General features: G+C 59.2%; 12 protein-coding genes and 3 pseudogenes. 8 read left to right on the top strand and 7 right to left on the bottom strand.

Features of this window, described 5'->3' with window-relative positions; genetic code table 11:
• Positions 1-137: 137 nt before the first annotated feature.
• Positions 138-737, top strand: a complete 600-nt coding sequence (locus tag QHC67_RS17905) for a tyrosine-type recombinase/integrase (RefSeq protein WP_413818571.1) — start codon at positions 138-140, stop codon at positions 735-737.
• Between the two features lie 364 nt (positions 738-1101).
• Here the strand turns inward: QHC67_RS17905 and QHC67_RS17900 are convergent, their stop codons facing one another.
• Together QHC67_RS17900 and QHC67_RS17895 are read right to left on the bottom strand one after the other, a co-directional pair.
• Positions 1102-1920, bottom strand: a complete 819-nt coding sequence (locus tag QHC67_RS17900) for a DUF3037 domain-containing protein (RefSeq protein ID WP_319296390.1) — start codon at positions 1918-1920, stop codon at positions 1102-1104.
• A gap of 9 nt (positions 1921-1929) precedes the next feature.
• Positions 1930-2742, bottom strand: a complete 813-nt coding sequence (locus QHC67_RS17895; RefSeq protein ID WP_319296388.1) for a HipA family kinase — start codon at positions 2740-2742, stop codon at positions 1930-1932.
• Between the two features lie 576 nt (positions 2743-3318).
• Between QHC67_RS17895 and QHC67_RS17885 the strand changes: the two genes are divergently transcribed.
• Positions 3319-3525, top strand: a complete 207-nt coding sequence (locus tag QHC67_RS17885; protein WP_319296385.1) for a hypothetical protein — start codon at positions 3319-3321, stop codon at positions 3523-3525.
• 12 nt (positions 3526-3537) lie between these two features.
• Here QHC67_RS17885 and QHC67_RS17880 read toward each other — a convergent pair whose 3' ends face one another.
• From QHC67_RS17880 to QHC67_RS17865, 4 genes are all read right to left on the bottom strand, one after another.
• Positions 3538-4479, bottom strand: a complete 942-nt coding sequence (locus QHC67_RS17880; protein ID WP_319296383.1) for a DUF4238 domain-containing protein — start codon at positions 4477-4479, stop codon at positions 3538-3540.
• Between the two features lie 71 nt (positions 4480-4550).
• Positions 4551-5483 carry a Plug domain-containing protein gene (locus QHC67_RS17875; protein WP_319296381.1) on the bottom strand — a complete coding sequence of 311 codons (933 nt, stop codon included), beginning with the start codon at positions 5481-5483 and terminating at the stop codon, positions 4551-4553.
• 924 nt (positions 5484-6407) lie between these two features.
• A complete protein-coding gene (locus QHC67_RS17870) occupies positions 6408-6815 on the bottom strand; it encodes a hypothetical protein (protein ID WP_319296380.1) in 408 nt (135 codons plus the stop codon).
• Positions 6816-6854: 39 nt separating this feature from the next.
• Complete coding sequence (locus QHC67_RS17865; RefSeq protein ID WP_319296378.1) at positions 6855-7184, bottom strand: hypothetical protein; 330 nt, start codon at positions 7182-7184, stop codon at positions 6855-6857.
• Positions 7185-7263: 79 nt separating this feature from the next.
• Here QHC67_RS17865 and QHC67_RS19265 point away from each other — a divergent pair.
• From QHC67_RS19265 to QHC67_RS17850, 4 genes and pseudogenes are all read left to right on the top strand, one after another.
• A pseudogene (locus tag QHC67_RS19265) lies at positions 7264-7440 on the top strand (DUF4062 domain-containing protein); the annotation flags it as partial.
• A 23-nt stretch (positions 7441-7463) separates the two neighbouring features.
• The gene (locus QHC67_RS17860) at positions 7464-8189 is read left to right on the top strand and encodes a hypothetical protein (RefSeq protein ID WP_319296376.1); all 726 of its coding nucleotides are present in this window, start codon (positions 7464-7466) and stop codon (positions 8187-8189) included.
• A gap of 540 nt (positions 8190-8729) precedes the next feature.
• Positions 8730-9515, top strand: coding sequence for a P-loop NTPase fold protein (locus tag QHC67_RS17855; protein WP_319296374.1), 786 nt, complete (start codon positions 8730-8732; stop codon positions 9513-9515).
• Positions 9446-10873 (top strand): hypothetical protein, encoded by a 1428-nt coding sequence (locus tag QHC67_RS17850; RefSeq protein WP_319296372.1) that lies wholly within the window; start codon positions 9446-9448, stop codon positions 10871-10873. Before QHC67_RS17855 ends, QHC67_RS17850 begins: the two co-directional genes overlap by 70 nt.
• 176 nt (positions 10874-11049) lie before the next feature.
• Here the strand turns inward: QHC67_RS17850 and QHC67_RS17845 are convergent, their stop codons facing one another.
• Positions 11050-12075, bottom strand: a complete 1026-nt coding sequence (locus QHC67_RS17845; RefSeq protein ID WP_319296370.1) for a hypothetical protein — start codon at positions 12073-12075, stop codon at positions 11050-11052.
• A gap of 236 nt (positions 12076-12311) precedes the next feature.
• On the opposite strand from QHC67_RS17845, the pseudogene QHC67_RS17840 reads away from it, so the two are divergent.
• Both QHC67_RS17840 and QHC67_RS17835 read left to right on the top strand, forming a co-directional pair.
• A pseudogene (locus QHC67_RS17840) lies at positions 12312-12604 on the top strand (IS5/IS1182 family transposase); the annotation flags it as partial.
• Positions 12605-12832: 228 nt separating this feature from the next.
• Positions 12833-13169 (top strand): annotated as a pseudogene (locus QHC67_RS17835) (helix-turn-helix domain-containing protein); the annotation flags it as partial.

Raw genomic sequence — 13169 nt, 5'->3', positions numbered from 1 at the left:
GCTTGATCATCTCGTCGGTCTCCTGTTGCGAGCTCTAATCGCTCAGGTGACCGGCGCAAAACCGTTACAAGTCCAATGTCTCAGCTGATCTCCGTGGAGCGCTTATAACGCCGAAGCCTCAGCACCGGGCAGCAATTTTGGAACCTGAGGCTCTTGGTGGTCTATTGCGCGCAGTTGACGCCCATGACGGACAGCCTGCCGTGCGACTCGCTCTAATGATGCTCCCGCACATGTTTCCTCGACCTGGAGAACTCCGCATGGCCGAGTGGAAGGAGTTCGATCTCGAAGCCGCTGTCTGGACCATTCCAGCGGAGAAGACCAAGATGCGGCGAGCCCATAAGGTGCCACTCACGGTGCAAGTGCTACAGATGCTGGCTGAACTGGAGCCGATCACTGGTGAGGGGAAATATCTCTTTCCCAGCATCCGCTCCTCCGAGCGTCCTATTACGGACAACAGTTTAAACGCTGCCCTTCGCCGCTTAGGATTCGGAAAGGACGAGGTCACAGCCCATGGATTTCGGGCGACCGCGAGTACGCTGTTAAACGAAATGGGGAAGTGGCATCCCGACGCCATCGAGCGCCAACTCGCTCATGTCGAATCCAATGATGTTCGACGTGCTTACGCTCGCGGCGCTCATTGGGATGAGCGAGTGAAGATGATGCGGCACTGGTCAAATTACCTCGACGGCTTGCAGACCGGCGCCAGGATTCTGAAGGGCACTTTCAGGCGCGGCTGACAGGATCATTTACGTAATTCACTGCGGCTCATTTGAATTTTCCTGAGCGTGGAAACGACCGCTTTAAGCTGCGATGCTGTCCGTCAATCGACCACTTCTGGGACAATGTTGCCGTTTTTTCCCGGATCTCTTCACGTCAGGTTCTGACAAAAGCCGACATTCACCGCTCCCCCCATCGACATCTCGGAGCGACAGAAACGTGGCCGGAAGCGAACCGGAAGCTTTCGCACCGGGCAAAGAGCGGATTGTTCATTATCTTCAGCGTTATCCACTCACGGTCATTGACGACGACGAGCGTAACCTCGAGGCCGCGTGGTGTATGAATTAGCTCGAGAACGCTCCAGGTAGCCACGTCATTGGAGGTTCACGGCCGACCAGCGATGCGTCCATGCTCGGCGGCGTTGTCGACGATATCTTTGAGCAGTGCCTGCATATCGTCGAGCCTGTACAGCTTTACGTGAGATGCATCGAACTGGTCGCGTACCGCGTGGTAGAATCCATTCGACTGCTGGCCGAAATCACCGACGACGATCAGTCGCTTGCCGTTCACCCGATCGGAAAAATGTTTCCAGATCAGCCCCCCTTCAAGCGCGCGTTTCCCCGCTTCACGTAAGCCTTCACTTACGCTGCCCGACAGGCGCATGCCGTCGATCAGATTATAGCGGCCGTTCTGATACCCGTAAGGAACGGAAATTTTCATCCCATATTCGGGCAGTTGGAGCTCATCAGGACGCTCGAGGAATTGCTCCACCTTGTGCGCGGCGAAAACCTTCTGAAGCTTTTGCTTCATCCGCGGCTCTCGGAGGGCTGGGCCGTCCTCGCCCACCAGCTGATCGAACAGATCGTCGAGTTCGGCATGCGGGTCTGACACCATCACGGGCAGCAGCTGCGAAATCCGGACGTCATTAGCACGCTTTCTGGCGAACTCGTCGAGGCTCGCGCCTGCCGCATCTCTTAACAGTTCAGCGCGCAGCCTGCTTTCGAACGCCTCCTTAATCGCGTCCAAATAGGATTTCTGCTGCCTGCCAAAAACGCGATCGAGCCGTGATTGGCCGCGTGCAAAACGAATGCCGACGAAGTCGAGTTGCGGGACCAGCAGCATGAGGCCGATATTCAGGAATTCCAAGCGCTCCGGCACTGGACAGAACTGAACAAGGGCATATTTTCCCTGATATCTCTCCATTGCGAGTTCCTACACTTTCATCTCAATTTGCGGCACCAACCGGTTAAATACGTAGTCTCCGACCCGCTGCTGTCGTCCCATAAGCTGCTCGATCCAGCGGTCGCGGACGGCCGTCGTCGGCCCCCATGGCTGCGGAACTGCCCGCACTATCTCTCGAATGACACTCCCGTCAATGCGGGCAAGATCTGCCAATGCATTGCGAAGCGCCCGGGCCGTCAGAAAATCCTTGAACTCCGGGAAGGCACCATAGACCCTGTCGTCCCCCACAAAATGTGCCCCGGCAAGACCGGATTCAAGGTCCTCCTCAACGAAACAGTGCGTGTGGTCGAATACGACCATTTCGAACTTTCGCCGCACAGGCGTAAAGAACAGGTTATCGCGATTGGGCCTGGGATCGAGATAATCCGCTGGCGGGCAGCGGTCGAGATTACGTACCCAGGTGTCGAATACGACGAGCCGAGCGATATCCTCGGGGTTGGTTAGCCGCCTAACGAAAGTGTCCTCTCCAGCGCTGGTGCTGCCGCGAAGCTCCCGGGAGATGAATGCCGGCCCGAACGCGATCGGACCCGCTGACTCCATCTGAATGTCGATGCCTTCGACATTGATGACGGCGAAAACCGGTACGCGCAGTCCCATTGCACAAGCGAGTTCGCTACCAACGAGTTCTTGTGCGAGGCTCTCATTGCCAGCGGGATTGCCCATCCCCTTGAGAAAGCCGACGCCCAGGTCGGTGGCCACCTTGACCACTTGGGTGCTGCTAAGAATTGGCTGGATGACGCGATTGATCGCCACCGGCTGCCAGAAGCGACCACAGTTCAGCATCGGTTTTTCAGCTTCGCATGCATCCTCTACATGGAAACCGCTACCAGCAGTAAGTCAATGATTGACCGTTGCCGAAACGTTCACAGAGATGACCACCGGCTAAGAGGCTGTATGGGAACGTTGCCGTAACGGTGGACAGCCGAGTCCCGATATGATTCCGAGGGATTGCGAAATAAGCCTTGGAAGCCATCATTTGGAAACCGGCAGCCCGTGCGCATCAAGGCCGCGCAAAGCTTCGCTATGGAAGCGATCTTAGCCAACACCGGCTTGGGCAGGTAATAAATGCTATTGCGGCTGATTCCTAGTTCCCGGGCCTGCCGTCCTAACGGCGAAGCGTGCGAACGGTCGATCATCGGTTTGCGCTCGACAACAGTCCCGTCCCCCCAGCGCCCCGGACAAAAAACCGTTCACCAGCGTCAGTTCGCCAATCTTGGCGTGGAGCGTCTTCACGTCAATCGTCAGCTCCGTCTCCTCGTTCCGCGTCTCACTGCCTGATACACGGCAGGTTGAAGAATTTGAACGAGCCTGGAAGAGCTCAAGGCCGAGATCCTCAAACGTGCCGACAAGGTTTACGCGATGCCCGACGAACGCAGCTGGGTACAAGCAACGGCGGCGGGTCTAGCCGAGCTGATCGTCCAGTTCCCCTTTGCTGCATGGTCTCAGCTGAACGGACCGTTCTGGAATCTCTGGAACCCGAAGCATCTTACCGTTGCGGTTTCCCCTGCCGACGCCAGGAAGATCCGGCATGTTATCGACGATGCGAGCCGAGTCGTAATCGTCTGAAGCCGTAGCCCATCAGTGATCGCGCGACCGGTCGAACGTCGTCTCGACCTCCCCATTGCGCATGCGGATGCCGATCGATTTGGACGCGGGCTTGCCGAAATTTTCCCTGATGAATTGAAGCGGCGGCTTTTGCCTCGAGAAGACAAACTGCTGCGCGTTCTGGAGCGCGATGCGGTTCATCCTCGCCGTGCCTCGGTTGTTCGCCCGCATGATGAGGCATCTCCCGGGATGGCTGTCGGGAACGGGCATCACCTCAATCGCCATTTTTGGTGTGAGCGGCGCATGGATGTCGAACGGCAGCGGACCGGGCCGCCAGGGCTCCTCGGCGCTGATGCCGGCATCGCTGAAAAGTAGCTCGTTGGTGCCCTCGATTAGCAGCAGCCCAAGATGTGCGCGCGCGATCTGCTCGCGATAGATCTCGAACGCCTGCAGCATGTTATCGAGCGCAACCGTCTTGATCGCGGCTTCACGCGGGAGCGCTTCCGGCAGCGGTGTGCTATCTCTGTCGTGGAACGCGACAAGCTTTGCTAGGTAGCGCGGACTGCGGACTAGAAGGGCAGCAAGATAGCGATCTATGGCGTCGCGGTGTTCGGCTGACAGGATCATCTCCTCAACCTTCGTCGGTACGACGAAGCCAAGCTCGCGCAACTCCTGTTCCTTGTCGGGCCTCTTCGCGGGAAGCGGTGAAATCTTGATCCCCTCCATCGTGGCGAGGCGTTCGAGCGCCTGCACGAACGGCGTCTCGATCTGCTGGCCGAACCAGTGCTCGATGGTGAGGTCCTTTTCTCTGGCGAGTTCGTAACGGGTGTAGAGCTCGCCTTCGACGCCGATCTTCGACGGCGGTGCCCGGAACGTGCTGCCGTCCGCCCGCGTAACGTTGATGAACCCGTCGACATCGGTCCAATGCCCCGATTGAAGCTGGGGCCACCAATGATGGCGCTTGGGTTTCGTCATAAGCAACTCCCGTTCGATCAATAGTCGATTGCAGGCGAGGATGGCCGTGCGATGAATTGCACGCTCGCGTGTCAGTGGCCTTGCGTCACGGCTTCGAGCAGCGGGATCAGCATGGCCGCGCTTGCTCCGATGATTTCCTTGCCCTGCCAGAGGGTAGGAATCCCGACCAACTTTGCCTGCGCCCACGGCTGCACCGCATTGAGGCCGAGGAGAGGCATCCCAAAGATCGCCCCGCCACTCTTCCCCTTGGGGTCACGCACATAAACGTGACCATCCGCGGCCCAAGCGCCCAGCTTCTTGTCGAATTGAACTGACAGGACTCCACCGACGGTCTCCCGCGCCGCAGCCGAATAAATCTCCATCCGTGTGTCCAGGGTATGACGATCCATGAGCTTGGACGCCGTGTGCGGGTATCTGCCGAATTCGGCGCTGGCGAAGAGCCCGGGCGAGGTCTCGCCCGTGTGGGTCACGAAGTTGATCGCCCCGCCCAGCGACAGCGCGCCATAGGAAAAGGCGTTCGACCCGTTGAGTATCTGCGTGTGATTGACCCCCGCGATGTTGAGCAGGTCTTCTTGGGTTCCGCCCGGACCCGTGATCGGCAGCCCGTCATAGAGGTAGCGGATGCCCAGCGAATAGCCCTGATAAAAGGTGTTGAGGCCCGAACCGCGGATCGAGATCTTGTTGGCGCTGTTGCCGCTGGTCGCCTGGGCATAGACGCCGGGCACGAAGGCCAGCACGTCTTCGGCATTGCTCGCACGGCCACGCTCGACCTGGGCATTGAGCACGACGCTGGCGCTGCCGGGAATCTTGTCGACCTCGGCCTTGAGCCGATCATACTGCGAATTGGCGGTGACGACGATCTCTCGCGCCCGGTCCGCTGCAGCGCCGTCGGCCTCGGCGGCCGCATCTTCGGCAGCATGGGCGAGGCCAGGCAAGAGCGCCAGAGCGGCGATGGCGGACAGCAGTTGGCTGCGCCGGGAAGGCGCAATAAATCGATAAGACATGAAATCTCCCGTCAGGATTGGCGATCATCCGCCGGGCGGCGGACATTCGGGTTCAGGGTGCTTCGGTTGCTCCGGTCGCGACCTGTACGGTCGGCTGGATAGGCACGAGCCGTCGCCGACGACCGCCGGTGCCAGACTGATCTAATAGTCTAGTAATTTAGTCGAGAAAGAAGTGCGCAAGGGGGCGATAGTTTTGCTTGCCCCATCAAGGGCCTATTGCTTCGTGAAGCAGTCGGGCAAACATATCCAGATTACTTCTGCACCGGGCAGCGTTACGACCGTTACATTGTTTCTTCAGTGCTACCTCGGTTATAGCGCAGACCTCGTTTCTTATGCTGCACCAAACGGTGAACAGCAGGGAAGTACTGAATCTATCCCGATGGTGGAAGATGATGACGATGTTCGGGCCTATACTGCCGGGATATTATGAAAGTTGGGCTACCGAGTCGTAGAGGCTCATGACGGGTCTACTGCACTCAAGCTGCTCGAACGTCCTGATCCTGCAATTGTGCTGCTGCTGACAGACGTTGTGATGCCGACGATGTGGGAATGCAGTTAGCCGAGACAGCCAAGGCACGACTGCCCGCTCTGAGGGCACTTTATACATCCGGATATACTCGCGATGCGATCACGCCAGACGGCCGGCTGGAAGTCGGCGTTGATTTGCTGAGGAAACCTTTCACCTACGCCACGCTGGCATCGAAGGTCCGTGACACCGTGCTCAACTACCATAAGCAACCGGCCTAGGGCTGGCATTTGGCTGGGCTGCATTGTATTCCGCTGTGGAATGCGATGAGGGCAATGAGACTGTGAAGGGTGTCTTCGAGATCAGCGGGGCGTCGCGCTATGACGATCTCATTGCTGAGCGTTATCACTTCCCACGCATTTACCTGCGGGCCGCGCAAGCCTGTATCGGCGACTGGATCATTTACCGCGAGACGGGATCAGGTGGCGGTCGCAAAGCCTATGTAGCAGCCGGTCATGCCGAATATGGACGCGGTTCCGGCGACGCCTGGCCTTTATTATGCGCGGATCAGCCAGTTTGTCGAATTTGACCGCCCGGTTGCCTATCGCGATGCGACAGGTCGGTTCGCTGAACAGATGCTGCGGAATCTCCCGAACCCGGCGGAGGCAGGGCAGGGCGTCCGGCAAGCTCGGTTGCAATGGCGCCTTGCCCACGGCAAGTTTCGCCCAATAGCCACGCTCGGGCCGCGGGACATTGAGCATAGTACAGATGCGGGCCAGGTAACTGCCGGACACTCCGAAGCGGGCAGCAATTTTCGTCATCGGCTCCGACCAGACCAGCTGGTAGAGTTCCTCGCGCGACACCATCGGCCGTGCTCCTGCGAGAGTTGAGGTTGAGAGGATCGGTTACACGGTCCAACCAAGCGTGATCGATGAGACAACGCCATTTTCATCATCGACCAGTGGCGCCACGAACCTGGCAAGTTCTGCGATCCGGATGCAGCCGCGATCAAGATAGAAGCGCTCACCTGCCGTGTTGGCAAAGTCGACAGGGATTGCGCTAGTGCCAATAACCTCGGCGATCCGCACAAGATTACGATAAAACACGCCTTGTCGTGGCGTCAAGCGCGCTGCCGCGTCTGTAAAGCGGGCAGCAGGGATGCGCGAATATCCGCGTCCCGCCATTCGGATGAAGGGACTGGGCCGCCAAATTTCGAGTTCGAGGTCGATCAGCATCGCACCTTTATCTCCTTTGCCAGCAAATTAGTGGCGCGCCTTTGGTGGACAATAGCGCACGCAGCCTTAATCTTGCTGCATGCATATCTTCATCAGTTCGCTGATTACTGGCTTCGAGACCCAACGTGCCGCCGCGCGGCGGGCGGTTACGACGCTTCGCCACGAGCCGGTCATGGCTGAGGATTTCGGCGCCCAGCCGAGTTCGCCGCAAATCGCGTGCCTGCAGGGACTTAGACGTTCGGACATGATGGTGCTGATCCTGGCGACCACTATGGCTTCGTGCCTCCAGGCTCCACCCTTTCCGCGACGCATCAGGAATATCGGGAGGCGCGAGAAACCAAGCCGATTCTCGCATTTGTCCAAGAGGGCATCACGCCCAGTCGTGAACAGGCTGCTTTCATTGCAGAGGTCCAAGCCTGGGAGGGAGGATTGTTCCGCGGCGGATTCATCGCCGCCAATGATCTTCATGACGGCGTAATCCGTGCTCTTCACGACGTGACGCTAGCGAACGCTACCGCCCCTGTTGACGAGCAGGAGATGATTGGTCGCGCGTTGGCGATGCTGCCGCCCGAGAGTCGCAACAACGTCTCGAGTGCGATGCTCGAGCTCGCGGTGGTGGGCGGGCCCAGGCAGCGCATACTGCGACCAGCGGAGTTAGAAGCGCAGAGCCTCGCTGAGCAGTTTGAACAATCCGCGCTCTATGGCGACAGTCGTCTGTTTGACCGGTCCCTCGGCGCATGGAGCGGGTTGGAAGGCCATGATCTTGTTCTTCGCCAGGATCGGGGCGCCAGCATTAGGCTGACCGAGGAGGGGTCGGTTGTGCTTCGTGTGCCCCTGGACGACCCGCGCCCGCGCGGGCAGGGATTTGACGCGATGAGCCACATGGTCGTCGTTGAAGAGGTGGTTCAGCAAAGATTAGGTACGGTGATCGGCTATGCCGCCAGCATGCTGGAGCAGGTGGACCTACCCAGCGACTTACGAATCTGGCGGTGGCGGCGCGACTGACGGGTGTCGAGCATCGCGGCTGGCGGACACAGGCACAACATGCATCCAACCCAAGTTCTGTCCAAATAGGCTTTGGCGGCTCGCATGAGCGGCCACCTGTCATGCTATCGATTCGACGAGCGGCCCTCGGACTGGATCGCGCGGCGCTAATTGAGGACATCCTCATCCCCTTGCGTCGTCAATTTCCATCGGCAGCTTGAGATCGAAAAGGCGTGAACGGGACATTGCCATGACCAAACCGACCGAACGTCAATTCCATGCGGTTAGGACGTTATCCGGGGGTCTGGTTGAACGCCGTGGCGACCTCTGCCCCGCCGATCGCATCCATGCTGCAGGCAGGTTGGATCGCAGAGGTCTCCGAAGGGGCTGTTGGTCACCAGCGCGGTTACGGCATCACGGAAGCCGGAGAGGTGGCCTTTCCGACGCATTCGTTCATCGTGGTCCCAACCGATCGTGTCCAACTTTGCCGGTTCGTTGATTTCTATGCGAAGGCTAGGAGATGAAAGACGCGCTCGGCTGCTTCTGCTGGAAAGATAGTTCATGACCGAAGCAGACTACGGTGACAACCCGATCAGTAAGCCCGAGCAGGATATGTTCGGGATCGACGGGTTTGTGCAGTCGCTGGCTCGCAGCGTCAGGACCATGCGATCGCCCAACGGGGTAGTGATCGCTCTCAATGGGCCATGGGGATCGGGCAAGAGCAGCGCGATCAATCTCCTGAAGCACCATCTGTCCGACGCCACAACTGATGGAGAGATCGAGGTCGTGGACTTCAACCCTTGGTGGTTCCGAGGCGAGGAGGCGCTGGTGCTCGCCTTCTTCCGCGAACTCTATTCCGCAACGAAGCCCAGCCTCGGGAACAAGGCGAAGAAAATCCTCCCCAAGCTGGGCGCGCGGCTGCTCAACGCCGGCGGGGCCGTGGCACCGACCGCGGACGCTGCCGGAGCGGCCGGTGCCGGCGCCATCGCCTCGGGCGTCATGGGATGGCTCGGTGGCATGATCGAGGACAGCGAGAGTGTCGAGAAGCTGCATGCCGCGCTGGGGGCGGCGCTGGCCAAGCAGCGCAAGCGGTTCGTCGTGATGATCGACGACATCGACCGCTTGGCGCCCGACGAGGCGCTGGCAATGTTCCGGATGGTGAAGTCCGTCGGACGCCTGCCAAACGTGATTTACGTTCTGTCGTTCGATCGGGAACTTGCGGAGAGGGTCGTGGCGGAGCGCTTTCCGTCGGAGGGGCCGCACTACTCGAAAAGATCGTGCAGGTCGCGTTCGAACTGCCCACCCCGATCTCAACTGACGTCCATCGCATCCTGGTGGCGAACATAGACGCGATCGTAGGCGGCATCGGCGACAAGCGGCTGGTGCATGTTATGAACATGTTCCACGCGGCGGTTGCGCCGGAGATCAGAACGCCTCGGGACGCCACCCGATACACCAACGCCCTGAGCATCACCTGGCCCGCCGTCGAAGGGGAAGTCGATCTGGGCGACTTCATCGCCATAGAGGCGATGCGCCTGTTTCAACCTTCGATCTACCGGGCGATCCGAGACAATCAGTCGCTGGTCTGCGAAGCAACGCGAGACCACTTCAAGAAGGACGAGGGCGCGGCGCGCCTCGATTCCATCCTTCTCCCGAAGATCGAGAACCGGAAGCACTATCGCGACGCGCTTGTCCGCCTATTCCCCCGGCTCGACGCGATCTGGGGGAGCACGGTCCATGGTGGTAGCGGCCGGTACGACAAGGACCGCAGGCTCGCATCGAGCCGACATTTCCAGACATACTTCCGCATGTCTATCGATCCGGACGCCATCTCCAGGTCAGAGCTGGCAGAGGTGCTGAAACATGTGTCTAACGAGGAGCGGATTGCGGCCTTGCTCAGGACTGCGGTAACGCAGGTTCGCCGCGATGGAACGACTCGGGCGATGGCATGGCTCGATGCGCTCATTTCCCACGGCAACGAAATCCCAATCGATGCGGCCGAGCCCTTCCTGCGGGGCGCATTCGCAGCGGCGGGCGAGGTAAACGTCGATGCCGACCAAGCTAAGGGCTGGTCTTTCGGCAACAACCTGCTGCGCATCCGCTGGCTGCTTAACAGCGTGTTGATGGAGCGGACTTCGCTTGAGGAGCGGTCACGCATACTCCTCGCCGCCGTTCGGGATGCGCCGCTTGTCTGGCTAGGCAACCTGACCGCGTCGGCGTGGGAGCAGCGTCATCCTGCCGATCAAGACAAGCGCCCGAAGGCGGAAGACGACTGCCTGCTGACCGATGCCGACACCGACGCGCTCCGGGACATCTTCCTCGAGCGCATCACCACAGCTGCGGCGGAGGGCTCGCTGATCAATATGCCCGATCTGATGCGGCCCCTGTATCTCTGGGGGCATTTTCTGGCCGATGATACTCCGCTCAGGGATTGGATGGCCGATCGGATCGAGGAGGACGCGTCGCTGGTCGTGCTGGCGAACGAGTTCACGTCCCACTCGTGGGGCCAGAGCTCGGACGATCTGGTGTCGGTACGTTCCGACCGTGCCGCCGTGTCGGGGCTTGATGGATTGATGGATCCGGAGAGGTTCCGCGCGAACCTAGTCGCGCTCCAAGCGCGGCTGGAGGAGGGGTCGGACGCCGCCGACGCTGTCGGGCGGTTCCTGAAAGCATGGGAGTACCGGGACGAGCACGGCGACTGGTAACAACCAGTTCTGGACGATGCCGAGCACATCGCCAAACGGCTGTTATCGGCGGAAGCTGTCATTCGCTGCCTTGTGAGGTAGTTCAGGCTCGTATTTGAGTACTAAAAGGATGAAGGCAGTCACGAGCAGGCGTTGGGCAGCCCCGTTGACGGGGTTACGTGCGGCCGTACTCGACATCATTGTATCAGTTTTACCCGCTCCCATTCCCGCTTCAACACGACATGAGACAACCGCAGGATGTAGGAGACAAGCGCCGCACGATCGGTGGCGTTGAGAATCGCGTTCCATTCTTGAAGTCGCTCGGTGGTCGGCGTTTCGTCGGCGATGATGTCTTTGAGGATTTTCGCATCCTGGGGAATTACTGGGGGTTCTCTCCAAGCCGAAAAGTGTTGGATCAGGTACATCAGCAGGCGGTGGTCCTTCTCCGACGGATTCAGCATCAATTCAAGTTCGAGCCGCTTCGGATTCAATGTATTCCATAGCTCTGTGGCATTATCGGAATCGTTCGCTGCGATCCGTTCCTTATGCGCGTCGATTGAGGCGACGACATCGCCAAGCAACTCGCGAGCTTTCAGAATCCAAGCTTGGCGGCTGTCGGCGCGCACCTTGGCGCGAATTTGCCGGAAGGTGAAGAAAATCGTCGCTAGTCCGACGATCAGTGCGAGGTAGGCTGTCGGATTGCCGATCAGTGCCGCGACCGGCTTCGCCAGTGGAGTGTCCCCCATGAAGGACGAGCCCTCGAGCAGGAATGGGCGTGGCTTGGGATTCTGAAGCAGATCAAAGATGCTCAATGCCAAACTGCAAATGGCCAAATAGATGGGCACTTGCATCCGCAGTGATCGGATCCACCATTTCCATCGTACCCGTTTGGAAACGCGTAGAGGGTCGAGTTTCTCGTCAAAAGCCACGAGCCCATACACTTCGTCCCAACTGAGATCCGAAAGGTCTGTTCCGCCATGTGGCTGCCACCAAGATGTGATTGCCCGTTTCTGAAAGATCAAACCGACGGTATAAATTGCCCAGAGGGTGACGACACCTAACACGGGCACCGCGCTGAAGCGCATCAGCGGGAACGCCGTTTTGTCCAGTGCCAATTGGAAAGCGTTAAGCCGGTGCGCCAGATAGATTTCGGCCATCAGGCACAACCAGATCACGCCGTGTTTCGCCGCCTTCAGGCGTTGTGTATCGGATATTCTCCCCATACATCGACGCCTACAACTCGAGCTGTCGCGAGGAAAGCCGTGGCATTTATTTTGCAACGTCAGGATCGGCGGCTATTTTCAAAAACCGACCTTCGAAGTGGGAACTTCGAATGGCAAGTTCGTCCCAAAGTTTGTCATACGTCGTGTTAAGCCGACGTGCGTGATCCGCCTGAGAGCACCATCGGCCACTTATGACATCAGTGCAATTTGTCATGAGTGGCAGGGCTGATGGCCCCGCCAGAAGCACTTGTGACGTTTGCGCGCTCAAGCCGGATTGCTGTCCGGGGCAGCCTGTCCGCAAGATCCTGCGATCAGTCTATGGAGGCGCCCGTGATCTCGCGCTGACTGACGCATATGTCAACTCACGCCGGGAAAGAAAGTCGAGATGCTTTTCGCGCATCTCAAACGCATACTGAAGCTGGATCCGTTGCGCCTACGTGGACCAAATGGGGCAAAAGACGAGTTCCGTCATCGACGAGGCTCTGATGTCCGCCAACTCGCCACATTCGGCCCAGCCGCTAGAATCTGATCTTAACGCGCTTGACCTCTGGTGTTCGCGTCGCGCTTCCAGCACCGCCGGAGACTGTGGCCGACTAGCTCTGGGGGGGCGGGGGGGGCAAGCCCGCCTCGCTTGGCCGCTATAAGGCGTCGATGGCCAAGATCCATTTATACCAACCTCCCATGATGCTGACTCACGTAGGGGATTGCCAAAGGGGCGAAACTCTGACTCTATGGCTTCCGGTTGGAGGGCACGGTCATGGGTGCAGCGATTGGATTACGGGACGACTTTGACGCGGCGAGGTTGAGGCGACTGGCGCGCGCGACGAGGAGCGCGAACCAGGGGCGCCGGCTGCTTGCATTGGCGGAAATTATGATGGCGGGAGCCGCAGCGATGCGGCGCGTATCGGTGGGGTGACGCTGCAGATCGTGCGGGACTGGGTCGTGCGGTTCAATGCCCGAGGACCAGACGGGCTCCTCGATGACAAGGCGCCGGGCAAGCCATCCTTATTGAATGATGCCCAGCGCCAAGTTCTGGCGGAGATTGTTGAAAGCGGCCCGATCCCGGCGATCCATGGAGTTGTCCGCTGGCGGCT

Origin of the sequence: Sphingobium sp., assembly GCF_033795625.1 — a bacterium.
In the GTDB taxonomy this organism is placed as follows: domain Bacteria; phylum Pseudomonadota; class Alphaproteobacteria; order Sphingomonadales; family Sphingomonadaceae; genus Sphingobium.
Note: the sequence above shows the minus strand (reverse complement) of the source record. Positions and strands in the feature narration are given on the sequence as shown.